Here is a 25,508-nt window from a genome sequence, read left to right as displayed (position 1 = left end):
CTGACAAAGGACAAGGTCTGCTTTCCACCCAACCCGGACGCAAAGCCGCGTCGTCAGTCGAGGGCTGCGCCTTCGCCGGCCTATTCCTCCGTCCGTACCAGCACCGCCTCGCCGATCAGCAGGAACAGCAGGAACGGCGCCCAGGCGGCGAGGAACGGCGGGTAGGCGCCGATATTGCCCATCGCCAGCGCGAAATTGTCGGCAACGAAATAGGCGAAGCCCAGCGCCATGCCGATCGCCGCGCGCAGGAACAGCTGCCCCGATCGCGCCAGCCCGAACGCCGCCACCGCGCCCAGCAGCGGCATCAGCACCGCCGACAGCGGGCTGGACAATTTGTGCCACAGCGAGCCCTCCAGCGCCTTGGTCGGCCGCCCGGCGTCGCGCAGGTCGGCGATGGTCGTGCGCAGCGCGCCGAAGCTCAGGCCATCGGGATCGACGCTCGACAGCGTGAACTGGTCGGGCCGCACGTCCTTCGCGATCACCATGCCGGGCACCGTCTCCAGCCGCCCGGCGACCACGTCGAAGCGGCTGACCGGCCCGATCCGCCAGCCGTTCGCCACCTTCACGCCGGCCGGCGCGCGCAGGATCGCGCGCAGCGCGCCGCCGTTGCGATCATAGACCACCACGTCCGACAGGCGCGTCGCGGCGCCGCGGCCGCGGCTCTGGCCGACCTGGATCAGGTCGTCGCCGTCGCGCACCCATACGTTGGCCCGGTCGCCGCGATCCACCGGCAGGGGGCCGTAATTCACTTTCTGCCACTGGTTCAGCGTCGCCGAGGCGCGGCTCACCACCCGGTCGTTGAAGGCAAAGGAGACGATCGCCACGCCCACGCTCGCCAGCAGCAGCGGCGTCAGCACCTGGTGCGCCGACAGGCCGGATGCCTTCAGCGCGATCACCTCGCTGTTCTGGTTCATCGTCACAAAGGTGAGGATCGTGCCCAGCAGCACGGAAAAGGGCAGGAAGGTGGAGATGATCTCCGGCGTGCGCAGCGAAACATAGCGCCAGACCTGCGCATCGCCATTGCCCGGATAGGCCAGGATGTTGCCCGACTGGCTCAAGAGGTCCAGCGCCTGCAGCACCAGCACCAGCCCCGCCAGGATGGCAAAGGTCCGCACCAGGAACATCCGCGCCATGTAGATGGCGACGGTGCGCGACGGGAACAGGTTCAGCGCGGTCATGCGCCGTTCTCCACGCGCCGGCGCCGGGCGCTCGGCAGGAACCGGCCGAGCACCTTGCCCAGCTTGCCGAAGCCGCGTTCCAGCGCGCCGATCGGCTGCCCGCCGGGGACATAGGCGATCTGGTAGTACATCCACAGCACCAGCGCCGCGAACAGCGTGAACGGGGTCCACAGCATCACGACCGGGTTGATCTTGCCCAGCCCGGCGATGCTTTCGCCATATTCGTTGACCTTGTGGAAGGCGACCAGCATCACGATGCCCAGCATCACGCCCACGGCCGAGCTCGATCGCTTGGCCGGCACGCCCAGCGCCACCGCCAGCATCGGCAGGAGGAACATCGTCGCCACCTCCACCAGGCGGAAATGGAAGGCCGCGCGGCTGGTGTCGCGCAGCTCCTCGCTGGTCCCGTCATGGCCGAGCCTGGCCAGTTCGGGCAATGTCAGCTCCAGGTTGCGCCCGCCGCGGCGGCGGAAATTCTCGTATTTGGGCAGGGGGATCGGCAGGTCGTGCTGGCTGAAGCTCAGCACGCGCGGCGTCACGAAGCCTTTGGCCGAATGGACCAGCCGCCCGTTGGTCAGGCGGAAGATGATGGTGTCGGGATCGTCGGTCGCCAGGAACTGGCCGCCCTGCGCCGTGACGGCATACCAGCCGCCCTGCTTGTCGTCATAATAGGTGAAGATGCCCGACAGCTTGCGTCCCTCCTCGCGGCTCCGCTCGATGCGCAACGTCATGCGGTCGCCGAAATGGGTGAACTCGCCCACCTTGATCGAGGCGCCCAGCGCGCCGGTCCGCAGCTCGAAGCGCAGCTGCTCGTAATAATAACGCGCCTTGGGCTGGATATAGCCGACGATCGCGAGGTTCACCGCCGCCAGCAGCACCGCGTACATATAGGGAACGCGCAGCAGGCGGGTGTAGCTCATCCCCACGCCGCGCATCACGTCCAGCTCGGACGAGGTCGCCAGCCGCCGGAACGCCAGCAGGATGCCGAGCAGCAGCCCGATCGGAATGCCCAGGCCGAGATATTCCGGCAGGAGGTTGGCCAGCATCTTCCACACGACGCTCACCGGCCCGCCCTCGCTCGCCACGAAGTCGAGCAGGATGCGGATCCGGTCCAGGATCAGCAGCATCGCCGCGATCAGCAGCGTGACGAACAACGGCACCGCGATCAGCCGGGCCATGTAGCGATCGATCGACTTCATGCGGCGGGACGCAAACCTTCGCTGGAGGCGCGGGAACGGTGGGGCACGGCTATAGGCGGCGGAAAAGCGCAGCGCCACCCATCATGCCGAAATCCTGTGGGGTGCGGAAGGCCGTTCGTCCGCTCACTCGGCCGCGATGCTGTGCGGCGGGGCGGGGCGGTCGGCGGCCAGCGCCTGGCCGATCGCGCGTTCCAGCCCGGCCAGCGTATAGGGCTTCCGCAGGACATGGTGGCCGCCGAACTCGGCCTCGCCGCCCGCCTCGCCGGCAAAGCCGGTGACGAACAGCACGGCGACATGGCCGTGCGTGTCGCGCAGGCCCGCCACCATCTCCGGGCCGGTCTGCCCCGGCATCAGCACGTCGGACACGATCAGCTCCACCTGCGGCAGGTCGGCCAGCAGGGCGGGCGCCTTCAGCGGATCGTCGCAGCCATGCGCGCGGTGGCCGAGCTCCTCCAGCGCGCCCAGCGTCGCGGCCAGCACGCGCGGGTCGTCCTCCACCACCAGCACGTCCAGCGCGGACAGCGGGGGCGCCGCCGCCACCGGCACCGCGGGCACCGCCTCCACCCTGGGCGCCGCCACGAAGCGGGGCAGGTAGAGGGTGACGGTGGTCCCCGCGCCCGGCGCGGAGCGGATCGCCAGTTCGCCTTGCGCCTGGCGAACAAAGGCAAAGGCCTGGCTCAGCCCCAGGCCGGTGCCCTTGCCCGCCGGCTTGGTGGTGAAGAACGGCTCGAACACGCGCTCCAGCACATCCGGCGCCATGCCGCATCCGGTGTCGGTCACGGCCACGGTGACATAGTCGCCCGCCGCGCAACTGCCGATCTCGCCCGCCGCCAGCGCCCGCCGGCCGGTCGCCACCTCCAGCGCGCCGCGCCCGTCCATCGCGTCGCGCGCATTCACCGCCAGGTTGAGGATGGCGTTTTCCAGCTGGTGCCGGTCCGCGCACAATTGCCACCCGTCGCTGCTGTCGGGGGTGGAGACGGTGATCGTGTCGCCCAGCGTCCGGTCGAGCAGGTCGCGCATGCCGGAGATCAGCGCGCCCGGCGCGATCGGCTCCAGCTTCAGCGGCTCCTCGCGGGAAAAGGCGAGCAGGCGGCGGGTCAGCGCGGCGGCGCGGTTCGCGCCTTCGGTGGCGCTGTCGAGGTGGCGCGCGGCGCCCGCCGGGTCGCTGTGCAGCTGCCGCCGCGACAGTTCCAGCCCGCCCAGCACCACCGCCAGCATGTTGTTGAAATCGTGCGCGATGCCGCCGGTCAGCTGGCCGACCGCGTCCATCTTCTGCACCTGGCGGAGCTTGGCCTCCTGTTCGCGCAGCTCGGCCGTTGCCCGGGCCACCGCCGCCTCCAGCTCGGCGGCACGCTCCCGCTCCAGCGCCGCCTCGTGTTCGGCATGCGCACGCTCGCCGATCGCCCTGGTGGTCAGCCAGCCGAGCGCCACCGCGCCGACCACCAGCAGCGAGCCGAAGACGGCCAGCACCTTGGCCAGCGCGTTGGCGCGCGCCACCGTGCGCGCGGCCACCGTGCTGCGAGCGGAAAGCAGCTCGCGCTCGCTGTCGATGATCCGCTGCAGCCCCTTGTCGATGGCGTCCAGCGACGGCGAGCGGCCCGCCTTGTAGAAGCGGGCATAGGCCTGCTGGTTCTTGCGGTAGCTGGTGCTCAGCGCCACCGTGGCCAGCTCGGCGCCGCGCTGTTCATAAGCGCGCCGCAGGTCCGCCAGCAGCGCCTGTTGTTCCGGGTTGTCGCCGGTCACGCGGGCAAGCTGCGTCAGCTGGGTGTCGGCCAGCGTCCACTGGTCGGAATAGCGCCGGCCCAGCGCCTTGTCCCCGCTCACCACGTAGCGGCCCAGCGACGCCTCGGACCGGGCGATGGTGCCCGACAGCGAGCGGGCGAGGATCATCACGCCGAAGCTGTGGGTCTGCGCGGTCAGCGCCCGGTCGCGCTGCCGGCTGGCGGAGGCGAGGGTGACGACCAGCGCGACCAGCACCGCCGCCGCCAGCACCGCCAGTGCCACCAGCGCGGTGGTGCGCCAGCGGGCGTCCGGCCCCCCCGGGGCCGCGCCCAAGGCATCGGGTGCGCCCTCATTCCCGCTCATGGCGCCGTCTTAACGCAGAGGCCGATTCGTGGAAAGGCTCAAGCCAGGACGCCCACCGCGCGCCCTGCCGCCTCGAACATGCCCAGCACGCGGTCGATCTGCGCGGGCGTATGTTCCGCGCACAGCGAGCAGCGCAGCAGGAACGTGCCCGCCGGCGTCGCGGGCGGGCGCGCCATGTTCACGTACAGCCCGCCGTCGAGCAGCGCCTGCCACATCGCCGCGGCCTGTTCCTGATCCTCCAGGATCACCGCCACGATCGCACTCTCGCACTGCGCGGTGCCGAGCCTGAAGCCCATCGCGGTCAGCCCGCCATGGAGCTTGCGAGCGTTTTCCCACAGCTGCGCGCGCTTCTTCTCCGCCGTCATCAACTTGCGGATGGAAGCCGCGGCAGTCGCGACCACGCTCGGGGGCAGCGAGGCGGTGAAGATGTACGGGCGGCAGGCGAGCCGGATCGCCTCGAACTTCGGATGGTTGGACACGCAGAAGCCGCCCACCGTGCCGACCGACTTGGAAAAGGTGCCGACGACGAAGTCGACATCCCTTTCCAGCCCCTGGTCCTCGTACACGCCGCGCCCGTTGGGGCCGTAGAAGCCCATGGAATGCGCCTCGTCCGACAGCACCATCGCGCCGTGCTTCTTGGCGACGGCGACCATCTCGCGCAGCGGCGCGACGTCGCCGAGCATCGAATAGACGCCCTCCAGCACGACGAGCTTGCCCGCCTCCTTCGGCAGGCGGCCGAGCCGCTTGTCCAGGTCGTTCACGTCGTTGTGGCGGAAGCGCACGACCTCAGCATAACCCTGCTTGCAGCCGTCATAGATCGAGGCGTGGCTGTCGGCGTCGAGGATCACATACTCGCCCTTGCCGGCGAGCGTGGAGATCATGCCGAGATTGGCCATGTAGCCGGTCGAGAACACGATCGCGCCCGATACGCCATAGAAGTCGCGCAGCGCCTGCTCCACTTCCATGTGGTCGCGGAAGGTGCCGTTGAGCATCCGGCTGCCGTTGGTGCCCGAACCGAACTGGTCCAGCGCGGCGTGGCCGGCGGCGATCACGTCCGGGTCGAACGTCATGCCCATGTAATTGTAGGTGCCCAGCAGGATCGTCTCGCGGCCCTTGATGACCGCCTCGGTCGGCGAGCGCACCTCGTCCATCACGATCGCGAACGGATCGGTCACGCCGCTGTCGAGCAGCGCCTGCCGCTCGGCGATCAGCGGGTCGAACTTGCTCATCAGGTCGCGTTCCGGCGCGAGCGGGGCGGGGTCGGCGGGCAGGGTCTCGGGCTGGAGGCCGGTTTCGGTCATGTTGTCATGTATCCCAACCGTTCGTGTCGAGTAGGGATCGAGCTTGTCGAGATCCCGTATCGAGACAAAAACTCTCGATACGCCGTCTCGGCTGCGCTCGACAGCTACTCGAGACGAACGGGTTATTATGCCTTCAGCTTCTCGACCGCGTCGACCAGCTGGCCGACCGTCTCGATCTCGGCCTGCATGTTCATCGTGATGATGATGTCGAACTCGTCCTCGATCGCGGCGACGAAGTCCATCACGGTCAGGCTGTCCCACTCCAGATCGCCCTGAAACGTGGTGCTCTCGCCCAGCTCCGCCTGCTTCTTGTTGAACGGCTCGATCAGGCGGGTGACGGTGTCGAAGATTTCGGTGCGGTCGCTCATCGGCTTCCTCGAATGGAATGGGGAGGGAAGGGGATTGGTGCCAGCCAAATGCGGCTGCTTTTCGGCCGGATGCTATAGCAGGCCGTTCGCGCGATACCACTGCGCGGTCTGGCGCAACCCGTCGGCCGTCGCGATCTGCGGCCGCCACAGCGTTCCCGGCGGACGCTTGTCGGGCGAGATCGTCCAGTCGGGATGGCAGAAATAGTTCACACGGTCGCGCGTCAGCCGCGCCTTGTCGCCGCGCACCCGCCGGTCGATCGCCGCGCCCAGCCGCAGCAGCGCCGGCGGCAGGCTCATCGGCAGCACGCGCCGCCCCACCGCCATGCCGATCGCCCGCGCGAACTCGGCATAGCTGTAGCCGCCGGGCTGCCCGTCATCGGCCTCATACACCGCCCCTGTAGCCGGCGCGGTCGCCAGCGCCAGCAGCAGGGCCGCAAGGTCGTCGGCATGGATCAGCGACAGCCGGCCCGGCGGCGGCAGGAACGCAAGGCCCAGCCGCGCCATCTTGAACAGCTCCAGCTGGTCCAGATCACCCGGCCCGTACACGCCGGGTGGCCGCACCATGTCCCAGTTGAGATCGGACCGCATCACCGCTTGCTCGGCCGAGGCCTTGGAACCGCCGTAAAGCGACAGCTCCGGCTCGCGCGCGGCAAGCGAGGAGACATGAACGAAGCGGCGGACGCCCGCTCCGATGGCCGAATCCAGCATCGACATGGTGCCGATCACATTACCCATCTCGAACGCGCGGGCAGACGGGGCGTTTACGACGCCGGCGATATGGACGACGGCATCCGCCCCCCGCATCAACTCCAGCTGCTCCATCGGATCACCGAGGCTCCCGGCAACCCACGTCACCCCCGCCTGTTCCGGTTGCGGCCGCCGCGTCAGCGCGCGCACGTGGTGGCCGCGCTCCACCGCCAGCGCCACGAAGCGCTTGCCGACGAACCCGGTCGCCCCGGTCACCGCGAGCACGCTCACAGCAGCGCCATGTGGCTGCGGTGCACCAGCGCCGACCGCGGCGCATAGCCCAGCAGCGCGCCATGTTCCTCGCTCCGCCGCCCGATCAGCCGCTCCGCCTCGCTTGCGTCATACTCCGCGAGCCCGCGCGCCAGCGGCCCGTCCGGCCCGACGATCGCCACCAGATCGCCGCGTCCGAACCGCCCTTCAAGCGCGGTCACCCCCGCCGCCAGCAGGCTCGCGCCTCCGCGCAACGCCTTCGCCGCACCGGCATCGACGCGGATCGTGCCGCGCGCCGTCAGCCCGCCGGCCAGCCACGCCTTGCGCGCGGGCGCGGCGCGCTCCGCCACGAACAAGGTATGCCGCGCCTCGGCCGACAATGGCCGCTCCACCCGCCCCGAGGCGATCGCCAGATGCGCGCCCGCGGCGTTGGCGATGCGCGCCGCCGAGATCTTGGACACCATGCCGCCCGAGCCCATGCCGGAGGCGGAGCCATGGTCGGCCATCGCCTCCACCGCGCCGTCGATCCGCTCCACCCGCGCGATATGGTGGGCGCCGGGCAGGGCCGGATTGCGGTCATACAGCCCGTCCACGTCCGACAGCAGCAGCACGCCGCCCGCGCCTGCCGCCTGTCCCACGCGCGCGGCGAGCCGGTCATTGTCGCCAAAGCGGATCTCGGCGGTGGCCACGCTGTCGTTCTCGTTGAGCACCGGCACGACGCGCAGGGACAGCAGCCGGTCCAGCGTCGCGGCGGCGTTGAGGTACCGCCGGCGATCCTCCAGGTCGTCCAGCGTGACCAGCATCTGCGCCGCGGTCAGCCCCTCCGCGCCGAGCACGGCCGCCCATACCTGCGACAAGGCGATCTGCCCCACCGCGGCCGCGGCCTGCGCGTCCTCCAGGCTGGCGCGTCCGCCCCTGGCCAGCCCCAGCCGCCGTGCCCCCAGCGCGATCGCGCCCGACGACACCACCGCAACCTGCTGGCCGGCGCGCGCGCGCGCGGCGATGTCGGCAGCGATCCCCGCCAGCCAGTCGCGTCGCACCTCGCCGTCGGCGCCGACGAGCAGCGCCGACCCGATCTTCACGATCAGCCGCGAACAGGAAGCGGGCGGAAACAGCATCGCCGAAGCGTTAGCGCAGTCGCGCCGGGCCGCCAATCGGCGCGCCCGTCAGAGCGGCGACCACTCGATCGCGTCCTCGCCCTCGTCGCCGTCGCCCACCGTCGCCGCTTCGGGTCCGATCGCCTCCAGCAGCTTGTCGAGGGTCCAGTCCACGCCCACGCCGCTCGCGCCGGAAATCGGGATCACCTCGGCTCCGCTGGCCTCCTCCAGCTCGCCGACCAGCGCCTCGATCAGTTCGTCGTCCAGCGTGTCGATCTTGTTGAGCGCGAGCACCACCGGCTTGTCGACGAGACCGGCGCCATAGGCCTCCAGCTCGTCCCGCACGACCCGGTACGATTCGGCGACGTCCTCGTCATTGGCGTCGACCAGGTGCAGCAGCACGCGGCACCGCTCGATATGGCCGAGAAAGCGGTCGCCAATGCCGGCGCCCTCGGCCGCGCCCTCGATCAGGCCGGGGATGTCCGCCACCACGAACTCGCGCTGCTTGTGGCGCACCACGCCCAGCTGCGGCCGGGTGGTGGTGAAGGCATATTCGCCCACCTTCGCCTGGGCGTTCGTCACCTGGTTGATGAAGGTGGACTTGCCCGCGTTCGGCAGGCCGACCAGCCCGGCATCGGCCAGCAGCTTGAGCCGCAGCCACACCCAGGCCTCCTGATAGGGCCAGCCGGTGCCGTGCTGGCGCGGCGCGCGGTTGGTGGAGGTCTTGTAGCTGGCATTGCCGCGCCCGCCGTCGCCGCCGCGCAGGAACACGAGGCGCTCGCCGGCCCTGGTGAAGTCCAGCAGCACCTCCTCCTTGTCCTCCGACAGGATCTGCGTGCCCACCGGCACCTGGATGACGAGATCGTCGCCACCCGCGCCGGTGCGGTTGCTGCCGGAGCCGCCCTGGCCGCGCGGGGCGCGGAAATGCTGCGTGTAGCGGAAGTCGATCAGCGTGTTCAGGCCGGCGACGGATTCGAAGACGATGTCGCCCCCCTTGCCGCCGTTGCCGCCGTCGGGGCCGCCATATTCGATGAACTTCTCGCGCCGGAAACTGACGGCGCCGGGGCCGCCCGCGCCGGAGCGGACATAGATCTTTGCCTGGTCGAGGAAATGCATGACCCCGCCATAGCTCGACCACGCCGCCGCCGACAGCCCCGCGCGCCACATTGGGCCGATGCCGCCGCATTTCTGTTTACTTGTGGGCACATGCCGTACATCACCGGGCGGGGGGAAGTCGAAAATGCAGGTCGATCACGGGGGCGAAGGCTCGGGCGGCATCGTGCCGGTCACGCGCTTCACCACCGACGCCTTTGCGCCGCAGGATCGGTTCGCGGCGTGGCGCGAGGAGCATCCGCTCAGCCCCTCCCGGTTCATGGAAAGCCGGCCCGAGACGGAGTTCCGCGCACGCACCGCCTGGTTCTCGCTCGGCCCGCGGCCGCTGCATTTCACCGACATCTCGGCACAGCACTGGCAGCGTACGGCCCGACACTTGCGCGACGACATGGAGGCGGTGGTCGTCAACGTCCGCTTCACGGGTGGGGCGCGCGGCGACATGGACGGAACGGCGCTGTCGGTGCCGGGCGGATCGGTGATCATCACCGATTTCCGGCGCGAACAATCGCACTTTTCCGAGAACTGCTCCTGTCTCGCACTCCTGCTCTCGCGCGAAGAGATCGACGCGATGACCGGCGGCGCGAGCGCGCATGGCATGGCGCTCCAGCCCGACGCCGCCCGGCTGATCCTGGCTAATGCCGCGCGCATCAAGGAGCGTGCGCTTGCCGGCACCTTGCGGCTCGATCAGGCGGGGAGGGCCGACCAGACACTCGTCAGCCTTTTGCACGCGGGCATTGCCGGCCAGCTCGGCCATCGGCTCGATCGCGACACCGCACTGGTCGCCGCGCGCGAGCAGGTGCTGCGCGATATCGAGGACAATCTCGGCTCGCCGACGCTCACCGTGGGGCGGCTCGCCCGGCGGGCGGGGCTGTCGCGCTCCTCGCTGTATCGCCTGTTCGAGGAGGAAAACGGCATTCAGGCCTGGATCCGCCATCGCCGGCTGGAGCGTGTCGCCGCCGTGCTCGGTGCGCCGGGTCCGCAGCCGACGATCGGCGCGCTGGCCGACCGCTGGGGCTTCTGCGATGCCGCCTATCTCGGCCGGCTGTTCCGGGAAGCCTATGGAAAAACCCCGGGCGAGTATCGCGCGCAGGCCGCCGAAGCGCGGGAACCTTAGGGGCTCCGCTCCGGCGCGGCAGGGCGGACCGGCTAGAGCGGGCGCGTCTTCGCGGTGGCCAGCAGCGCGCGGGTGGCCAGCGCGCGCGCCGTCTCGCGCGGCAGGCCGAGCGCCTGCGCCATCGGTCCGCCCAGCAAGGCATCGCCCAGCGCCACCAGCACCAGTTGCAGCGTCTCCTCGGCAAGATTGGCGGCGCTGTCCGCGCGCCCCTCGGCCAGGTCGTCCACCAGCCGGTGGATCGCCTCCAGGATCGGATCCAGCGCGTTGCGGTTGCCGTTCAGGATCATCCAGCTCGCCATGGCGGCGGCGCCCTGCGCGAACGCGTCGAAGGTGAGGTCCACCACTTCGCGCGGGTCCTGGTCGGTCGCCCGCGCGCGCCGCGCGGCGGCGGCGATCTGCGCGGTGATCGTCTCGGCCGGGTGCCGGATCAGCGCCTCCTGCAAGCCCGCGGCCGAGCCGAAATGGTGCAGCAGATTGGCATGGGTGCGGCCGACCCGCGCCGCCACCGCCTTCAGCGTCACGGCATGCGGCCCTTCCTCCACCAGCAGCGCACGCGCCGCCTCGATCGCGGCATCGCGCGATTCCTCGGGGGGCAGCCGGCGGCGGGAAATTGACACGGAGGAGCGCGGAACCTATTTACACGAGTGTCAGCAAGCCGGTCGTCCATCGGCCCTGGCGTTCCTGTTTGGAGCAAAACGTGGCGAAAGCAACCACTCCCGCCGACCTCACCATCACGCCGCGCGACGTGCGCTTCGGCCGCGGCAAGGCGATCCGTCGCTGGTGGCTGAACGACGATCCGTTCGCCACCGCCTTCTACAACGCGCTGTCCGTCACCTTTCCCAAGGGCGAGGGCTTCTTTGTCGACAGCGTGCGCGCGTTCCGCGAAGGCACCCCGCCCAAGCTGGCGGGCGAGATCCAGGCGTTCATCAAGCAGGAAGTGATGCACACCCGCGAGCATGTCGCCTTCAACCGGCACGTCGCGGACCAGGGCTATGACGTGCGCTCGCTGGAGGCGGAGGTCGATCGCGTGCTGGCGATCACCAAGGGGCGCCCGCCGATCGCCAGCCTGGCCGCCACCATGGCGCTGGAGCATTTCACCGCCATCCTCGCCCATGAACTGATCGCCGATCCGCGCCATCTCGCAGGCGGCGACCCGGACGCGGTGGCGCTGTGGAAATGGCACGCGGCCGAGGAGATCGAGCACAAGGGCGTCGCCTATGACACCTGGCTGCACGCAACCCGCCACTGGTCGCGCTGGAAGCGGTGGAAGATCAAGTCGCTGGTCATGCTGATCGCCACCGCCCGCTTCGTGAACGGCCGGGCGAAGGGCATGACCGAGCTGCTGCGCCAGGACGGCATCACCGGCTGGCGCGCCAAATGGGGGCTGATCCGCTATGCGCTCGGCCGCCCCGGCATGGCGCGCAAGGTCGCCTGGACCTGGGCGGAGTTCTTTCTGCCGGGCTTTCACCCGTGGAAGCTCGACGATCGCGCGCTGATCGGCCTGGCGGAAAGCGATTATGTCGACGCGATCATGCCGGTTGCGAAGAAGGCGGCGGTGCCGGCAGCCGCCTGAGCCAGGGCTCAGGCGGCCATTCGCACCTCGTCGCCGGCGCCGGACAGGTCGAGTTCGAACAGGACGCACGGCACGTCCCCGCCGCGGCCGAGCGACGGCCGCTGCTCGATCGCGCCGGTCGGGCGAAAGCCGAGCTTGGTGAGCACGCGGCCCGATGCCGGATTGTCGAGGTGGTGGCATGCATCCAGCCGCCGCAGACCCAGCGCATGCCGCGCCATGTCGATCACGATGCGCCCTGCCTCCGTCGCATAGCCGCGACCCCAGGCCTGCGGGGCGAACCAATAGCCGAACTCCGCCCCGCCGTCGCCCGTGCGGTCGATGGCGATGCCGCCGACGATCGCCGGATAGTCCGCCTCATGGCTCAGCACGAGAAAGCGCGGCTCCGCGGCGCCGCGCGGCAAAGCGAGGAACGCTTCGGCATCGCCCAGCGCATAAGGCCAGGGTGCGCGCGCGAGCTTCTCGATCACCGCTTCATGCGCGATGGCGCGGGCAAGCGCAGGGGCATCCTCCGGCCAGCCGGGCCGGAGCGTCAAACGGGGCGTTCTCGCGAACATGCACACTCTCCTTGGGCAGCGCCCTTGCCGGAGAGACGTGACTCCCACGCGACAGGGCAGGGGAGGGAGCAAGAAAAAAGGGAGCCGGGGTGACCCGTCTCCCTTTTGAAACTGGTTCCGTGATGGAACCCGGGTCACCCTGGTGGGCAACCCGGCTGGTTACCCGATGTTATTCGGCAGCAATCGCCGCCGGCATCTCTACGGAGCAGAATTTACGGCCAAGCTTGCCCTGGTGGAATGCGACGCGACCGTCGGTCAGCGCGAACAGGGTATGGTCCTTGCCGATGCCCACGTTGGTGCCCGGATAGAATTTGGTGCCGCGCTGACGCACGAGGATGTTGCCCGCGACCACTTCCTGGCCACCGAACTTCTTCACGCCAAGGCGACGACCGGCCGAATCGCGACCGTTGCGCGACGAACCGCCTGCTTTCTTATGTGCCATTGTCTAGCTCCTGATCTCTTTGTCGCTGCGCTTACGCCTGGCCACCGATGGCGGTGATCTTCAGGATCGTGTGCTGCTGGCGATGGCCGTTGCGACGGCGGTAGTTGTGACGGCGACGCTTCTTGAAGACGATGACCTTCTCGCCCTTCGCCTGCGCGACGATCTCGGCGGCGACGGTCAGGCCGTCCACCGGCTTCAGCTCCGAACCCTCGCCGGCGAGCAGGACGTCGCCGAGGGTGATCGAGGAACCGGCCTCGCCATCGAGCTTCTCGACGACGATCTTGTCTCCGGCGGCGACGCGATACTGCTTGCCGCCCGTGCGCACGACTGCGAACATGGCTTCCGTTTACCTTCAAATGCTTGTGTCCGCGCCGGGCGCGCCCGACACGGGAAAGACCGGCGACTTATGGGAGCGGCTCGATTCTGTCAACCGCACCCGTGAAGGTTTGCGGCCCGGCCGTGCGGCTCAGTGCCGGTGTTCCCGGCGCAGCGCATAGCGGCCATCGGCGAACCGGTCGAACAGGCCGGCGATGGCGGGATGGTCGATCGGCTCGTCGCTGTCGTCGGCAAGCAGGTTCTGCTGGCTGACATAGGCGACATAGCTCGACTCGCCGTTCTCCGCGAGCAGATGGTAGAAGGGCTGGTCCTTGGCCGGGCGGATGTCGGCGGGGATCGCGTCATACCATTCGTCGGTGTTCGCGAAGATCGGATCGACGTCGAACACGACGCCGCGAAAGTCGAACATGCGATGGCGCACCACATCGCCGATGGAGAAGCGCGCGGTGGCGACGATCGGCAGGGGCAGGGAAGTGTCGGTGGGAAGGGCGGGCGGGATCGAACGGTGCATGACAGCCAATCTAATGTTCCTGCCGCGCTGCACAAGCATCACGCTTGCAGGGCCGGAACGATTGCGATAGAGGGCCCCTCCTTCGACCCCGCGCGCACCCAATCGGGCACCCCGCGCGTTACCGAACATCCTCGCGGAGAGGTGGCAGAGTGGTCGATCGCGCCGCACTCGAAATGCGGTTTACGGGGAACCGTAACGTGGGTTCGAATCCCACCCTCTCCGCCATTATCTGTTGACAACAAAGGACGGCACAGACCTCGCATGGCGTACAAGACTCCCACCTTCCAGGATCGTGCAGCTCTCTCCCAGAGCGCCAAGCTGAAGGCGCTGGAGACGCTGAAGAACAAGCCGACGATGGATCCGGAGGTCGCCGCCGCGCGCCTTGCCGCGCGTGAGGCGAAGGAAGCGGCTGCCGCGGAGAAGCGTGCGGCGAAGAAGGCGGCCGAGGAGGAAGCCCGGCTCGCAAGGATCGCAGCGGAAGAAGAAGCGCGTCGCGCAGAGGCCGAGGCCGCTGCCGCCGCCATCGCCGCCAAGGAAGCGGAAAAGAACCGCGCCGCGCAGTCGCTTCTCGATGCCAAGGCGGCCCGCGACGCCCGCTACGCCGCGCGCAAGGCCCGCAAGCGCTAACGCCTCGCTATCGGCCTGCCGGCCGGGGCCGGTCAGGCGCGACGCTCCGGCTGCTCACGGCAGGTTCGCGGCCAGTTCCTCCAGCCATATCCGTGCCGTGCCGTCCGACGGCGCGCGCCAGTCGCCGCGCGGCGACAGCGCGCCGCCGGCCGAGACCTTCGGCCCGTTCGGAATGGCCGAGCGCTTGAACTGGCTCATGCCGAAGAAGCGCCGCACGAAATTCTCCAGCCAGTGGCGCAGCGTCGGCAGGTCATAGGCATGCCGCGCCTCTTCCGGAAAGCCGATCGGCCAGCGTCCGGCCTCGACATCGGACCAGGCGTGCCAGGCCAGGAACGCGATCTTCGACGGGGACAGGCCGTAGCGCACGACATAGTGCAGGAAGAAGTCGTTGAGTTCGTACGGCCCGATCTTGCTTTCGGTGCTTTGCAGCGCGCCTGAGGCATCGGCCGGCACCAGCTCCGGTGAAATCTCCTGTGCCAGCACCGACTCGAGCACGCGGTCGGTTTCCGCATCGAACTGGTTCGTCTTCACGCACCAGCGGATCAGATACTGGATCAGCGTCTTGGGCACGCCGGCATTGAGCGCATAATGGCTCATCTGGTCGCCCACGCCATAGGTGCACCAGCCGAGCGCCAGCTCCGACAGGTCGCCGGTGCCGACAACCAGGCCGTTGCGCTGATTGGCCAGCCGGAACAGATAATCGGTGCGCAGGCCCGCCTGCACGTTCTCGAACGTCACGTCATAGACCGGCTCTCCGCGCCCGAACGGGTGGTCCATGTCGGCCAGCATCTGCGTGGCGGCGGGGCGGATGTCGATCTCCGCGCCGGTGATGCCCAGCGCCTTCATCAGCGCCCAGGCGTTCGCCTTGGTGCCCTCGCCGGTGGCGAAGCCGGGCAGGGTGAAGCCCAGGATATTCTCGCGCGGCGCGCCCAGCCGGTCCATCGCCTTGGCGATCACGATCAGCGCGTGCGTCGAATCGAGCCCGCCCGACACGCCGATCACCAGTCGCTCGGCGCCTGCCGCGGCGATCCGCCTGGCGATGCCCTCGACCTGGATGTTGAAGGCCTCGTAGCAGTCCTCGTCCAGCCGCTCGGGCGTGTTCGGCACGAACGGGAAGCGGCGGATCACGCGGCGAAGGCCGACATCGGCGAAGTCCGGCTGGTGCTCGAAGGCGACCCGGCGAAACGCCTTTTCCGGATCGCCGGCGGCGCGGGCGGCGTCGTTGAACGTCCCCATCCGCATCCGCTCCTGCTCGATCCGCTCCGCATCGACATCGGCGATGACGAGATCGTCGCTGGTGAAGCGCGCCGATTCGGCCAGCACGTCGCCCAGTTCGTGGATCATGCCCTGGCCGTCCCAGGACAGGTCGGTGGTGCTCTCGCCCGGTCCCGCCGCGGAGTAGACATAGCCGCACGCCGCCCGCATCGACTGCGCCGCGCACAGCAACTCGCGGTCGCGCGCCTTGCCGACGATGATGTTGGAGGCGGACAGGTTGCAGCAGATCAGCGCCCCGGCCAGCGCCCCGGCGGTGGAGGGCGGAGTGGCCGCCCAATAATCCTCGCAGATCTCGGCATGGAACACGAAATGCTCGAGGTCGCTCGCCGCGAAGATCAGGTCGGTGCCGAACGGCGCGCTCTGTCCCGCCACCGTGATCCAGCAATCGCCGGTGATCCCGACGCCCGGCGCGAACCAGCGCTTTTCGTAATATTCCCGGTAGTTGGGCAGGAAGCTCTTGGGCACCACGCCCAGCAGCCTGCCGCCCCGGATCACCACCGCGCAATTATACAGCCGCCCGTTGCGCGGCAGCGCGGCCCCGACCAGAAGCACCGGGCGAAGCTCTCGCGATGCCTCCAGCACCGCCGTCAGCGCCGCCTCCGTGGCCTGCTGCTGCGCGGTCTGCAGGTGCAGGTCGTCGATCGCGTAGGAGGTGATGTTCAGTTCCGGGAACACGACAAGGTCGCACCCCTCGTCGTGCGCGCGCCGGGCCAATGCGATCGTCGCCTCGGCATTGGCGGCGGCGTCGCCCACGCTCGCCCGCGGGGTGGCGGCGGCGCAGCGGATCAGCCCGTGGCGGTGGATGGAGTAGAAGGGGTGCGTGTCGGCCATGTGCGGGGCACTACCTCGTTGGGCAAGAATTTGTCACCGCGGCAGCGCACCGGCGCGCCAGTGGTTCCCAGCGTTGCCGGTCTGTTCTATATCGGCGCCGTGACGCGCAAGATCATCCATGTCGACATGGACGCCTTCTATGCATGCCGGTCATCCACCCCTTGTGGAATGCGGTCAGGGAGTGGCGTTTGGACGTATGGGCAATCGCCAGGCAATCGTCATCTCACGGCGCCAGACGCGGATGGGCAGTCGCATCAACATTCTGGCTCGTCCGTGAATCTGCCGATGATGCGAGTGGTCCGGCCTGCGTCGTAGCGATCGATAAATTCCTCAGGATAACCGTTCTCGACGAGCCATTCCTTCAGTCCTGCAAGGAACGGCCCTGCTTCGGCTGAGGTCGGCGCTGACTTCGGGAAGCCGTACGCGTGACCCTCTGGCGGGTCGATCATGGGCGGGGAAGAACCTTGAGGACCATGCCAGTCGGCGGCCTTGTCGTGGGTATGTCCAGGGGCTTCCCAAACCCCTTCACGAACCGGATCGTACATGAGGTTCAGCACACGGTTCTCCGCCTCGCTCCTTTCCGAAGCGGTGGTTGCTCGAACCGCGTCGACCCGGTGGATACCCCGGAACAGTTTCGCCATGACTTCTTGGAGGGCGTTCATTCGCTGTGTCTATCCGTCACCGTTCACGAGAGGTGTCGCGGGCATCGGGAGGCGGTAGATCGTCCATGCCCTTGGAGACCGAGGATAGGGCTGCCTTCTTCGTCTTGCGCATGTATCCATTCACTGTCGCCTTCATCCTCTCGGCCAGCTCCGCCATCGTCTGCGGGGCATTGGGCTCGATCGACTGGAATCCTGGATCGAAGGAGGTGAACGGCCTTGTGAGGAGACCCATGCGGCTGTCGAACGGATAGTGCGGGCGCTTGAGTCGGAGGACCTCATCGATCTCCGACATGCTGCGACCCTGCCGTTCGACGAAGTGAAGTAGGTCGAAGGCATCCCGCGACGTCCAGCGTTCTGCGACGACCATGGCCTTGAGACGGAAGATGGTATCGAGATCGGCGACCGGCACGGCGCCGTGGGATTCGGGTGCGGCCTTCTTCAGCACGTCCAATTCCTCTCGACGGTCCGGACAGAAGAAGGTGACCTTGACGCCGTCGACCATCCAGTCCTGATGGACGTCGTCGATGTCGTAGCCCTCGTTGTCGAAATGCTGTCTGGCAACGAGGCTGGTCACCAGTTCCGGTGGTTCCGCAGCTCGAAGCTGGGTCAGTATCCGCCCGATGCGGGCACGGTCCAGCTCCTTGCCGAATTGCACGAAGTCGAGATCCTCGCTGACGCGATGGGCGACGTGCAGGGTCATCGCGGTGCCGCCGATGAGGAGATGGTCCGTTGCGAGATCGACGACGCGGCCGGCGCGCTCGAGTACGCGTCTTGTGGCCTCAGGCAGCGCGCTCGTGCGCATGACGGACCCCCTGCAGGACTGACGCGTAGATGGGATCCAGGACCTGCCTGTGGAGCGGCGTGAGTTCGGCATCGATGTCGGACCTGACGCGCTCCATGCGATCGATGCCCCAGAGCGCGGCTGCGAGAGCCAGATCCACCCTCGTCGGGTCGGCGAGGATCATGGCGATCATGGTATCGACGTCGGAGAGTCCGGGATTCGACCACCACCTGTTCTTCTGGAATATGTGACCGAACCCGTCCCCCTTCGTTCGATCCTGCTGCTCGGCCGGCATTCCCATGGCGACACTCCGCTTTCTTCGTCTTGAGCTATGTTCGCGAAGCCGCGAGTTCGGCCCTTGCCCTGTTCCACAGCCGACTCCTCGCTCCTTGGTCCTGCTCACCGAGCAGTTCGGAGAATGGACTGCCCGATCTGAGAAGTCGACCATCGGGGTCGTCCTTCAGCATCGCCGATCGTATCTCGTCGACGCTCATCGTCAGAAGCACGCCCCACATCCTGTCGGCCAGGGTGATGCTTCCGTCCGCAAGGCGGGAACTGACGAGGTCGTTCGCGGCGTTCACGATACCGGGGTCGGCGGCGATGCGATCGGCATAGTGCTGATGGGTGATCAGTCGAAACCGTTCGTTGACGGCGTGGCCATCGATCATCGTCATCTGCTCCGGGCTCTGCTGCCTCAATTCGCTTCGATCATAATCCTTCCGACCTGCGATCGTAAGGGGTGGGTCGGGATGCTCAGCATCTCCTGACCGCCGCCCCGGATCTTTTCGATCGTCTATGGTAACACATTCGAGAGGTCTTGAACGAGAGCTGCTTCACATCTTCGATCTTCACTGGTCCGTCTCATGGCGCGATGCGTGCGGCCAGTCGCTTAACCGGCTTCAGCGGCAGGAAGATCGCTCCCCTGCCCGTGATCGCGGCCAGGATGTCCTGCCTGGCGATGAAGCTCACCGGCGGGACGGTCCCGTCGAAGGAGTCGTTCACCGCTCGCGGCTGGAAGAACATGAAGGGCTCCTCCACCTCGTCATGATCGGCGAGGATGCCTTCCGCGTTCGCGGTGACGATCGCGGCGGTGTATTCCGGCGTCAGTCCGATCGACATGAGATGGTAGGCGATCAGGATGAGGACGAACTCGTCCCTGGTGTATTCGAGAGCGCGTCCCGATCCCTTGCCAGCGCTCGGGAAGCCCTTGCGCCTGAGGTGCTTCAGGCTTGCACGTGTCTTGTCGGGATCGGCCGGCGCGTTGATGACCTCGGAGATCCCGTCGAGGACGTGCTGGAAGGTGACCGGGTGCGTCGGCTCCATGGCAGGCTCGGTCGGCGATCTCGTCGTTGCGCCGTCCTCGTCGGCATCGGCGTTCTTGCTCGTGCCATCGGCTTCGCCGTGAACATCGACGACATCGATCCCGATGTCCAAGACGTCCGCTCCTGACCAGTGCGAGGGGAACAGGAAGTTGATGCAGGCGGGAAGATCCGGCGCGTCCGGGCTTCCGAACATCGAGTCGACCTCTCCTTCGGTCGGCTCTTGTCCGATTCGCGCCTCGTAACCACGATAGACGTCCTCGGCCGCATTGCGGACCTTGGCGGCGTCGGTGATCTCGATCTTCAGGGTGACCAGCACGGCGGCGATCGCGTCATCGTGCACGAGGACCTCGTTCCCGTCCTTCATTCTGACTTTGGGCATTTCGTCTTCCCTCTGACATGGCCGGCGGCAAGCCGGACGTCATCGGCCCTTCTTCAGTTCAGACCATGTCTCCTGAGCTTCTCACGGTACATGGGACTGGACATGCGTTCGCGTGAGAGGCGAATGCCCTTGCGGAAGTAGAGGAAGAGGCGGAGCAGACCGATCGCCAGGGCGGCCGCGATGATCGCGAACACGGCTTCCTCCGATCGTATCGTTTCCTTGACGAGCAGGAACGTGGCCAGCACGGTTCCGCCGATGCCGTAGAAGAAAAGCGTCGACCATCCCAGAGTGAGGAGGAGCCAGAACCTCCTGAGTCCGCCCATCAGCTGCCATTCGGTGACCCGGTCGGCATGACTGTTGACGGTCCTGCAGCTTGGGCAGTCGATGAGCGGCTCGCCTATCCCCGCATAGGTGCGCACGTAGCCGCCCGTCAGGCTCTCGCCGCAGCCTCGGCATTTCAGATTGACGTAGACGCCCACTTCCTCTTTCCTTCCTTCACATCCGATCCTCGTGGCAGGAGCCTCAGCAGCGCGATCAAACGCGCGCCGCTTCCAGTGGTCGCGCGCGCGCTCGGCACCTCGGGTACTCCGAACATCCCAGGAAGGGGTCGTAGGGTCCCGAGTCCCTCAGGATCAGCGTGCCGGTCCCGCAGATCGGGCAACGGCAGCCGGCCTCCATGGGCGCCTCGATGCGATCGTTCCCGGCCGAACGACTGCCGCTCCGAACGGCGACGTTCCGCTTGAAGCGGCACGATGGCGACCGACTGCACGCCTGGAACGTGCCGTTCCTCCCCTCGATCAGCTTCAGATGGCCTGACCGGCACGAGGGGCATGGTTCCAGGAGACCTCCGGTCGTTCTGATCCTGAGGTGTCCGCCGTTCGCGAGCTCCATCAAAAAACGCGAGGGTTCACCGATCGTCGTGTACATCCGGACCTGCCGCTTGGCGCGGGTCAGGGCGACGTAGAACAGCCGCCTCTCCTCGGACATCGGGAACGGGTCCGGTTCAGGCATGGCTAGATCCAGCACGCTGTCGTCTGTCTGCTTGGCCGGAAACCCCATCAGGCCCTCGGTGAGGTTGACCAGCATGACGTAGTCCGCCTCCAGGCCCTTGGAGGCGTGGACCGTCCGGAATTCGAGATCGAATGCGCTGGCGTGGGAGCGCTGCCATCGTCCGATGTCGGCGGGTCGGTCCCGATTGTAGCGTCCGAGGACCATGACGCGGGGCCGGTGGCCGTTCGATCCATGCAGGGCGCCGGAAGCGACCTGCTTCCGCAGGGCGTCGAGATGATCGCGCAGCAGGGAGGTGGACGCCTCGCTCGTCTCCGATGCATACGCCACCAGCGCCGGACCATCATACTCGTTGGTGGTGACGACCGTCTTCGAGATCTGTCGCGGGTTGGCCTGGACGAAGGCGCTGGCCGCTTCGGACAGTGCTGCCGGACAGCGGAAGGTGGTGCTCAGCATGACCCTGGTGGAGTGCTCGAACGACGCCTTGAAGTGGCTCATCACGGAGAGATCGGCGCCGGCGAACCGGTTGATGCCCTGCCAGTCGTCACCGACCACGCACAGACGCGCGTCGTGGCCGCGGCTCTTCAGCAGCGCCTTCAGGAGCCTGACGCGACCACGCGAGCTGTCCTGGAACTCGTCCGCTAGGATCAGGGTGTAAGGGCTTTCGTAGCCGGCCTCGAGATGCTCGGCCGCGGCTACGATCATATCGTCGAAGTCGATGCACTCGATCGCCCGAAGCCTCTCCTCCCATTCCGCCGATATCCGCTCGTAGAGGTCGACGAACCGTGTGAGGCGTGCCGTGTAGGCGTCGTCGGACCCGACCGGGATCGCCGCGCGGATCTGAGCGATCGTCAATCCGCTGCCCTTCACGTGCTGCTGGAAGGTCCGCAGGGTCGATGCGAGCTGACTGATGGTGGGCGGTGGCGGCCCCTTTCCCGTACGATCCGGATCGTGATGCAGGGACAGGCCACGGGATTCGAGCTCGTGTCGGAGGCGGTCGAACGATCCGGGGCTGCGGATCTCATGCGACGTCGTCTCGAACAGATCGGTGCCCCGCTCCTCGTGGAGCCCCTGCTTCCAGCGGCGTTCTCCGAGATAGTCGCCCTCGAAGTGCGGCGGCGGCATGCCTTTACGGTTGAGTGCGAAGTGCTCGTGGTAGAGCCGGACGTCCGAGTAGTAGAAGTCGGGCTTGTACTGCCCGTACCGTGACGTGACGGTGTCGTATTCGTAGGGCCGTTCGTATTCGTACGACACGCCGTGGTGGAAGAGCCAGTTCGCGATGATCCGCTCCTCGTCGCTCTTCACCCGCTCGCCGTTGGTGGTGACGATGGACGGGTTCGCGCTGTCGCGAGGCGCGCTCCAGCGATCGAGGTCCCGTCCATAGACGGTGCGGAACACGTCCCAGTCCTCGCGGAACGTCGGATCCGATCGGCGCAGGTCCTCGACTATCTCGACGATCTTGGCGACTTCGTCCGTCTGGGACCCCACCCAGGGAGCGAGGGAGGGCCGTCTGCCGGTCGCTTCGCCGATCAGGCTTAGGCCGAACGCGCTGAAGGTGCGCGCCGTGATGCGATCGACGCCTTCGAACTGCGCCAGACGCGTCTGGATGCGTGCATCCAGTTCCTTGGCGGCATCCCTGTTGAACGCGAGGACCAGGATCTGCTCTGGCGCGACGAGCCCCTCGTGCAGTGCGTACCCGGCCTTCGCGACCATCGTCGACGTCTTGCCGGATCCTGCCGCAGCGACGATCTGCACGGCGTCGTCGAAGCAGATGCAGGCGTCCATCTGCTCGTCGGTGAGCGGGTTCTTCTCGACGCTGTCGAAGAACGGCTTCAGCGCCGCCTTCCGCTCGGCGAGATGCTGGAGGTTGTGGGCGGCGAACTCGGCGAGCAGTTCCTTCAGTTTGGCCGGCTTCTCGATCGAGGTCATGAAGTAGGTTCGGTCGGCGCCCGGCAGCGGGTACGTCTCGATGATGCGGTGTGCGACGCTTTGGGGAATCCACCGAGTCCGGTCGACCTCGTGCTCCCAGCCTGCCCGCCAAGCCGCTTCGTCGGCTGCCTTCTTGCGCCGATACTCGCCGGTGTCGAAGGAGGTCGTCGATCGACTGCCTGAGGACGACGAGCGGCTTCCGGAACTCGAAGCGCCCCCGGCGAGAGCCAAGGCGCCCAGGACGAGCCACTCGATCATGGAGCGGGCCAGGGAAAGTCGAAGCGGCCCACGTAGTGGACGCGCCTGATGCCCTCCAGATCGTCCTCCCACTGGCGGATTGCCTCGGCGAGGTTCGGGTTCCTGCGGCGCTTCGCGTTCCGCGCGAACGAGGCGAGACCTTCGGCGATCTTCCTGAGGCGCGTGCCCGTATCGGGCGCGCCCCACTGTCGCATGTAGGCGATGCCGTTGAGCGGCGGCAGGCGCATGACGAAGACGTGCCCGAGAAGCCGGAGCCGCTGTGCCGCGGACAACGTGCTGGATAGACCGACATGGTAGCCGAGATAGGCCAGCATGCCGATCTCCTGCCAGGCGCCGGTGGCCGCATGGCCATCACCATCACCGGCGGGAGCATCGGTCGAGGGCCACGGGAAGCAGTCGGGGCTGTTCGGATCGACAGCCTGGAGACGCTCCCATTCCCGCTCCACCTCTGCCATCCGGCGCCTCGCCTCCACGACGTCGGCCGCATCCGGGTTGGCTTCGGCGAACCGCTGGAGATAGCTGAAGGCCGCCTGCCAGCGACGTTGCAGCTCGGGGAACGGTGAAACGGCCTGCGGCGCTTCGGCGATGGCCGCCGTCCTCATCCGTGCGTTGATCGCCAGTCGGGATGCCGCATTCGAGGCGGCACCCTTCCGTCGGACGTTGGCGGTTTCGGAGGCGGCGGGAGGGACGGCGATCGGCGACCTGCCAGCTCTGCGGGCCTTGGCCTTCTTCGAGACCGTCGGCTGCCCGATCAGACCCGCCCTCTTCTTGGGCGCCTTCCGCTTCGTGGTCGGCTGGGCCAGCCTGGTGTCGGCGTCCGTTGGCGTCTTGGTCTTCTGGACTCTGCTCGGACCCGTTCGGGCTTGAGCACGAAGATCGATCGCTGCCTTCGGGTGAGCGGCCCTGGCGGCGTCGGACTTCGCGGGAGTGTCAGGATTGGGCATGCCCAAGGCGCTTCGTACCGCCAATCCCATGGCGGGATTGACGGGCGATGCATCGGAATCGCCGCGTGCGGTCGCCTTCGCGTGCGGCTTCTTGGCCGTCGTCGGATGGTAGAGGACCGGCCCGGCCTGCCCGGAAGTCCGTACGACCTGCTCGGCGTGCCTGATCGCGGCCTCGACCATCCGGAGGCGCGCCGGATCCTTCCTCGTCCTTGATGGGCGACTGCCCTTCATCGGCAGGCACTCTGGCTCACCGTCGACCTCCGACCCTGGTCGAGACGAATTGCTCCGCTTCCGAGATGATGCCTTGGCAATCCGAGCCGAAAGCGTTGTACATCGGCCCGAAGTCCATGCTCAGCAGACGGTCGTGGATGCGGTACAGCATGTACCGCCGCAGCTGGAGCATGTCCGGCATGTCGTACGAACACAGGAAGTTGTGCATCTTCGCCTGCGCGTCGGCATATGCGTCCCCTGACGGCGACTGAGCCACCTTCATGTCGATGAAGTCGCCATCGTAGAGATCCAGAAGCTCCCGCGCCTCAGGATACAGAGCGAGGTCGTCGAACTTCCGGATGTCGTCGAGATCGTTGAAGAGGTGGTATTCGAGCAGCGTGCGATCGAACGAGTTCCAGTCCCACTGGGCCTGATGGATGTCGAAGGAGACGCAGATGATGCGTTCGGCGACCCGGTCGCGCCCGGTCACCTTCAGATCGGCGACCAGCTTCTCCCTGGTGCCGTTCTCGTAGTTGCTGGCGAGCATCGAGGCCCACTGGATCTCACGCGACAGCGTCGCCCCGAACTCGCGTCCTTCGCGATCGTCGATCCTCTTCGCTTCGCGAAGGTCGAGGAGCGCCTCACGGCAGCGGACGCGCTTCATGAGGAGGTTGGCGCGGTTCATGTACGGCGAGGGATTGGGCCACGCTGCGATGGACCGGGTGTAGAGATAAATGGCCTCGTTCGATCGGAACGCAACGGCTGCCTCCATGCCGAGCTTGAACAGGCGCTCCCCTTCGGCTCGCCCGGTGCTTGTCGGTGCGGGGGCAGGCGCGGGCTTCACGCCCAGATCGGCCAGCACCGCCTGCCAGCGGCCGGCCATCGCGACGCTACCTTGGGCGATGCAGTTGTCGTGGAAGTGTTGAGCGTACTTGCGCCGTATGCCGTTCAAGGCGTCCTTGAAGCCGGACGTGTACATGACGAAGACGTTGGCGAGCATCAGGTCCGTCAGATTGGACGAGACGTGCCGATCCATCTCCGTCTTGACGTCCTGTAGGAAGGCAACGCCGGGGTTCGGAGCCCTGACGTATGAATCCTCCGACCGGCGGCCTTCATGTTCGATCTGGTGCAGGCGGAGGGGCGACAGCCTGGCTGCGCTTGCGGCCGACCCTGCCGCATCGATCAGTCGGTCATATTGTTCGGTGAGGAACCACCAGTTGTCCTGTTCCGTCGGAAGGAGGGCCGGCAGGGCGCTGGCGATCTTGGCCGCGACGGCCTGGAACTCGCCTGGCGCCGAGGGCCTGTCGACCTGGCCGACGTGCGGGAGGGTGATCCTTGTCCTTCCACTTCCGAACAGACTTCCGAAAACCATTCTGCCCCCGATATTTAGACGTGCACCGAAACGGTGGACTCCGCATCGGCATCGATCAACCACCCGCCTCCGCTATGCATCG

The 25,508-nt window shown here is 67.4% G+C and carries 26 protein-coding genes and 1 tRNA gene; 4 read left to right on the top strand and 23 right to left on the bottom strand.

Features of this window, described 5'->3' with window-relative positions:
* Positions 1–80: 80 nt before the first annotated feature.
* The 8 genes from lptG to obgE form a co-directional block, all read right to left on the bottom strand.
* Positions 81–1,178: an LPS export ABC transporter permease LptG gene (lptG, locus tag DVW87_RS02795; protein ID WP_114686229.1), complete on the bottom strand. Its 1,098-nt coding sequence runs from the start codon at positions 1,176–1,178 to the stop codon at positions 81–83.
* Positions 1,175–2,377: an LptF/LptG family permease gene (locus DVW87_RS02790; RefSeq protein ID WP_181814694.1), complete on the bottom strand. Its 1,203-nt coding sequence runs from the start codon at positions 2,375–2,377 to the stop codon at positions 1,175–1,177. Before DVW87_RS02790 ends, lptG begins: the two co-directional genes overlap by 4 nt.
* Positions 2,378–2,500: 123 nt before the next feature.
* The gene (locus DVW87_RS02785) at positions 2,501–4,462 is read right to left on the bottom strand and encodes an ATP-binding protein (RefSeq protein ID WP_114686228.1); all 1,962 of its coding nucleotides are present in this window, start codon (positions 4,460–4,462) and stop codon (positions 2,501–2,503) included.
* A 38-nt stretch (positions 4,463–4,500) separates the two neighbouring features.
* The gene (gene spt, locus DVW87_RS02780) at positions 4,501–5,763 is read right to left on the bottom strand and encodes a serine palmitoyltransferase (protein WP_114686227.1); all 1,263 of its coding nucleotides are present in this window, start codon (positions 5,761–5,763) and stop codon (positions 4,501–4,503) included.
* A 125-nt stretch (positions 5,764–5,888) separates the two neighbouring features.
* Positions 5,889–6,131: an acyl carrier protein gene (locus tag DVW87_RS02775; RefSeq protein WP_114686226.1), complete on the bottom strand. Its 243-nt coding sequence runs from the start codon at positions 6,129–6,131 to the stop codon at positions 5,889–5,891.
* Positions 6,132–6,203: 72 nt separating this feature from the next.
* A complete protein-coding gene (locus DVW87_RS02770) occupies positions 6,204–7,109 on the bottom strand; it encodes an NAD-dependent epimerase/dehydratase family protein (RefSeq protein WP_114686225.1) in 906 nt (301 codons plus the stop codon).
* Complete coding sequence (proB, locus tag DVW87_RS02765) at positions 7,106–8,206, bottom strand: glutamate 5-kinase (protein ID WP_114686224.1); 1,101 nt, start codon at positions 8,204–8,206, stop codon at positions 7,106–7,108. The genes DVW87_RS02770 and proB overlap by 4 nt, the downstream gene beginning before the upstream one ends.
* Positions 8,207–8,254: 48 nt before the next feature.
* On the bottom strand, positions 8,255–9,301 hold the full coding sequence (gene obgE, locus DVW87_RS02760) for a GTPase ObgE (RefSeq protein WP_114687023.1): 1,047 nt from the start codon (positions 9,299–9,301) through the stop codon (positions 8,255–8,257).
* 124 nt (positions 9,302–9,425) lie between these two features.
* Between obgE and DVW87_RS02755 the strand changes: the two genes are divergently transcribed.
* Positions 9,426–10,412: a helix-turn-helix domain-containing protein gene (locus DVW87_RS02755; RefSeq protein ID WP_181814693.1), complete on the top strand. Its 987-nt coding sequence runs from the start codon at positions 9,426–9,428 to the stop codon at positions 10,410–10,412.
* A 32-nt stretch (positions 10,413–10,444) separates the two neighbouring features.
* Here the strand turns inward: DVW87_RS02755 and DVW87_RS02750 are convergent, their stop codons facing one another.
* Entirely contained in the window at positions 10,445–11,029 is a 585-nt protein-coding gene (locus tag DVW87_RS02750) for a TetR/AcrR family transcriptional regulator (protein WP_114686222.1), read from the bottom strand.
* Positions 11,030–11,109: 80 nt separating this feature from the next.
* Here DVW87_RS02750 and DVW87_RS02745 point away from each other — a divergent pair, with 80 nt between their 5' ends.
* Positions 11,110–11,985, top strand: coding sequence for a metal-dependent hydrolase (locus DVW87_RS02745; RefSeq protein ID WP_181814692.1), 876 nt, complete (start codon positions 11,110–11,112; stop codon positions 11,983–11,985).
* Positions 11,986–11,993: 8 nt separating this feature from the next.
* Here DVW87_RS02745 and DVW87_RS02740 read toward each other — a convergent pair whose 3' ends face one another.
* From DVW87_RS02740 to hspQ, 4 genes are all read right to left on the bottom strand, one after another.
* Entirely contained in the window at positions 11,994–12,539 is a 546-nt protein-coding gene (locus DVW87_RS02740; RefSeq protein WP_181814691.1) for a GNAT family N-acetyltransferase, read from the bottom strand.
* A gap of 169 nt (positions 12,540–12,708) precedes the next feature.
* Positions 12,709–12,981, bottom strand: a complete 273-nt coding sequence (rpmA, locus tag DVW87_RS02735) for a 50S ribosomal protein L27 (RefSeq protein ID WP_114686219.1) — start codon at positions 12,979–12,981, stop codon at positions 12,709–12,711.
* 31 nt (positions 12,982–13,012) lie between these two features.
* A complete protein-coding gene (rplU, locus tag DVW87_RS02730; protein ID WP_114686218.1) occupies positions 13,013–13,318 on the bottom strand; it encodes a 50S ribosomal protein L21 in 306 nt (101 codons plus the stop codon).
* Between the two features lie 129 nt (positions 13,319–13,447).
* Positions 13,448–13,828, bottom strand: a complete 381-nt coding sequence (hspQ, locus tag DVW87_RS02725; RefSeq protein WP_114686217.1) for a heat shock protein HspQ — start codon at positions 13,826–13,828, stop codon at positions 13,448–13,450.
* A gap of 135 nt (positions 13,829–13,963) precedes the next feature.
* Here hspQ and DVW87_RS02720 point away from each other — a divergent pair.
* Both DVW87_RS02720 and DVW87_RS02715 read left to right on the top strand, forming a co-directional pair.
* A tRNA-Ser gene (locus DVW87_RS02720) sits at positions 13,964–14,053 on the top strand.
* 36 nt (positions 14,054–14,089) lie between these two features.
* Positions 14,090–14,455, top strand: coding sequence for a DUF6481 family protein (locus DVW87_RS02715; protein ID WP_114686216.1), 366 nt, complete (start codon positions 14,090–14,092; stop codon positions 14,453–14,455).
* A 54-nt stretch (positions 14,456–14,509) separates the two neighbouring features.
* Here DVW87_RS02715 and DVW87_RS02710 read toward each other — a convergent pair whose 3' ends face one another.
* The 10 genes from DVW87_RS02710 to DVW87_RS02670 form a co-directional block, all read right to left on the bottom strand.
* The gene (locus DVW87_RS02710; RefSeq protein ID WP_114686215.1) at positions 14,510–16,561 is read right to left on the bottom strand and encodes an NAD(+) synthase; all 2,052 of its coding nucleotides are present in this window, start codon (positions 16,559–16,561) and stop codon (positions 14,510–14,512) included.
* A 254-nt stretch (positions 16,562–16,815) separates the two neighbouring features.
* The gene (locus DVW87_RS17695) at positions 16,816–17,202 is read right to left on the bottom strand and encodes a hypothetical protein (RefSeq protein ID WP_147276192.1); all 387 of its coding nucleotides are present in this window, start codon (positions 17,200–17,202) and stop codon (positions 16,816–16,818) included.
* Between the two features lie 37 nt (positions 17,203–17,239).
* Positions 17,240–18,025, bottom strand: a complete 786-nt coding sequence (locus DVW87_RS02705; protein ID WP_175312234.1) for a nucleotidyl transferase AbiEii/AbiGii toxin family protein — start codon at positions 18,023–18,025, stop codon at positions 17,240–17,242.
* Positions 18,003–18,305, bottom strand: coding sequence for a hypothetical protein (locus tag DVW87_RS17690; RefSeq protein WP_147276191.1), 303 nt, complete (start codon positions 18,303–18,305; stop codon positions 18,003–18,005). Before DVW87_RS17690 ends, DVW87_RS02705 begins: the two co-directional genes overlap by 23 nt.
* A gap of 28 nt (positions 18,306–18,333) precedes the next feature.
* Positions 18,334–18,678 (bottom strand): hypothetical protein, encoded by a 345-nt coding sequence (locus DVW87_RS02700; RefSeq protein WP_147276190.1) that lies wholly within the window; start codon positions 18,676–18,678, stop codon positions 18,334–18,336.
* 187 nt (positions 18,679–18,865) lie between these two features.
* Positions 18,866–19,705, bottom strand: a complete 840-nt coding sequence (locus DVW87_RS02695; RefSeq protein ID WP_147276189.1) for a hypothetical protein — start codon at positions 19,703–19,705, stop codon at positions 18,866–18,868.
* A gap of 53 nt (positions 19,706–19,758) precedes the next feature.
* On the bottom strand, positions 19,759–20,184 hold the full coding sequence (locus DVW87_RS02690; RefSeq protein WP_114686211.1) for a hypothetical protein: 426 nt from the start codon (positions 20,182–20,184) through the stop codon (positions 19,759–19,761).
* A gap of 55 nt (positions 20,185–20,239) precedes the next feature.
* Positions 20,240–22,900 (bottom strand): UvrD-helicase domain-containing protein, encoded by a 2,661-nt coding sequence (locus DVW87_RS02685; protein WP_114686210.1) that lies wholly within the window; start codon positions 22,898–22,900, stop codon positions 20,240–20,242.
* A complete protein-coding gene (locus tag DVW87_RS17685; RefSeq protein ID WP_147276188.1) occupies positions 22,897–24,024 on the bottom strand; it encodes a hypothetical protein in 1,128 nt (375 codons plus the stop codon). Before DVW87_RS17685 ends, DVW87_RS02685 begins: the two co-directional genes overlap by 4 nt.
* 67 nt (positions 24,025–24,091) lie before the next feature.
* Complete coding sequence (locus tag DVW87_RS02670; RefSeq protein WP_147276187.1) at positions 24,092–25,489, bottom strand: RNA-binding protein; 1,398 nt, start codon at positions 25,487–25,489, stop codon at positions 24,092–24,094.
* Positions 25,490–25,508: the final 19 nt, after the last annotated feature.

It is taken from the genome of Sphingomonas aracearum, assembly GCF_003345355.1.
In the GTDB taxonomy this organism is placed as follows: domain Bacteria; phylum Pseudomonadota; class Alphaproteobacteria; order Sphingomonadales; family Sphingomonadaceae; genus Sphingomonas; species Sphingomonas aracearum.
The sequence above is the reverse complement of the archived record's forward strand: the minus strand, read 5'-3'. Positions and strand labels throughout refer to the sequence as shown.

Coding starts and splice junctions, on each gene's coding strand:
- DVW87_RS17685 (WP_147276188.1), bottom strand. CDS start 24,024: ATGGTCGAGGCCGCGATCAGGCACGCCGAGCAGGTCGTACGGACTTCC.
- DVW87_RS02695 (WP_147276189.1), bottom strand. CDS start 19,705: ATGCCCAAAGTCAGAATGAAGGACGGGAACGAGGTCCTCGTGCACGAT.
- DVW87_RS02755 (WP_181814693.1), top strand. CDS start 9,426: ATGCAGGTCGATCACGGGGGCGAAGGCTCGGGCGGCATCGTGCCGGTC.
- DVW87_RS02740 (WP_181814691.1), bottom strand. CDS start 12,539: ATGTTCGCGAGAACGCCCCGTTTGACGCTCCGGCCCGGCTGGCCGGAG.
- lptG (WP_114686229.1), bottom strand. CDS start 1,178: ATGACCGCGCTGAACCTGTTCCCGTCGCGCACCGTCGCCATCTACATG.
- DVW87_RS02700 (WP_147276190.1), bottom strand. CDS start 18,678: ATGACGATGATCGATGGCCACGCCGTCAACGAACGGTTTCGACTGATC.
- obgE (WP_114687023.1), bottom strand. CDS start 9,301: ATGCATTTCCTCGACCAGGCAAAGATCTATGTCCGCTCCGGCGCGGGC.
- proB (WP_114686224.1), bottom strand. CDS start 8,206: ATGCTGTTTCCGCCCGCTTCCTGTTCGCGGCTGATCGTGAAGATCGGG.
- DVW87_RS17695 (WP_147276192.1), bottom strand. CDS start 17,202: ATGGCGAAACTGTTCCGGGGTATCCACCGGGTCGACGCGGTTCGAGCA.
- hspQ (WP_114686217.1), bottom strand. CDS start 13,828: ATGCACCGTTCGATCCCGCCCGCCCTTCCCACCGACACTTCCCTGCCC.
- DVW87_RS17690 (WP_147276191.1), bottom strand. CDS start 18,305: ATGGGAATGCCGGCCGAGCAGCAGGATCGAACGAAGGGGGACGGGTTC.
- spt (WP_114686227.1), bottom strand. CDS start 5,763: ATGACCGAAACCGGCCTCCAGCCCGAGACCCTGCCCGCCGACCCCGCC.
- DVW87_RS02785 (WP_114686228.1), bottom strand. CDS start 4,462: ATGAGCGGGAATGAGGGCGCACCCGATGCCTTGGGCGCGGCCCCGGGG.
- DVW87_RS02710 (WP_114686215.1), bottom strand. CDS start 16,561: ATGGCCGACACGCACCCCTTCTACTCCATCCACCGCCACGGGCTGATC.
- rplU (WP_114686218.1), bottom strand. CDS start 13,318: ATGTTCGCAGTCGTGCGCACGGGCGGCAAGCAGTATCGCGTCGCCGCC.
- DVW87_RS02775 (WP_114686226.1), bottom strand. CDS start 6,131: ATGAGCGACCGCACCGAAATCTTCGACACCGTCACCCGCCTGATCGAG.
- DVW87_RS02685 (WP_114686210.1), bottom strand. CDS start 22,900: ATGATCGAGTGGCTCGTCCTGGGCGCCTTGGCTCTCGCCGGGGGCGCT.
- DVW87_RS02715 (WP_114686216.1), top strand. CDS start 14,090: ATGGCGTACAAGACTCCCACCTTCCAGGATCGTGCAGCTCTCTCCCAG.
- DVW87_RS02705 (WP_175312234.1), bottom strand. CDS start 18,025: ATGCGCACGAGCGCGCTGCCTGAGGCCACAAGACGCGTACTCGAGCGC.
- rpmA (WP_114686219.1), bottom strand. CDS start 12,981: ATGGCACATAAGAAAGCAGGCGGTTCGTCGCGCAACGGTCGCGATTCG.
- DVW87_RS02790 (WP_181814694.1), bottom strand. CDS start 2,377: ATGAAGTCGATCGATCGCTACATGGCCCGGCTGATCGCGGTGCCGTTG.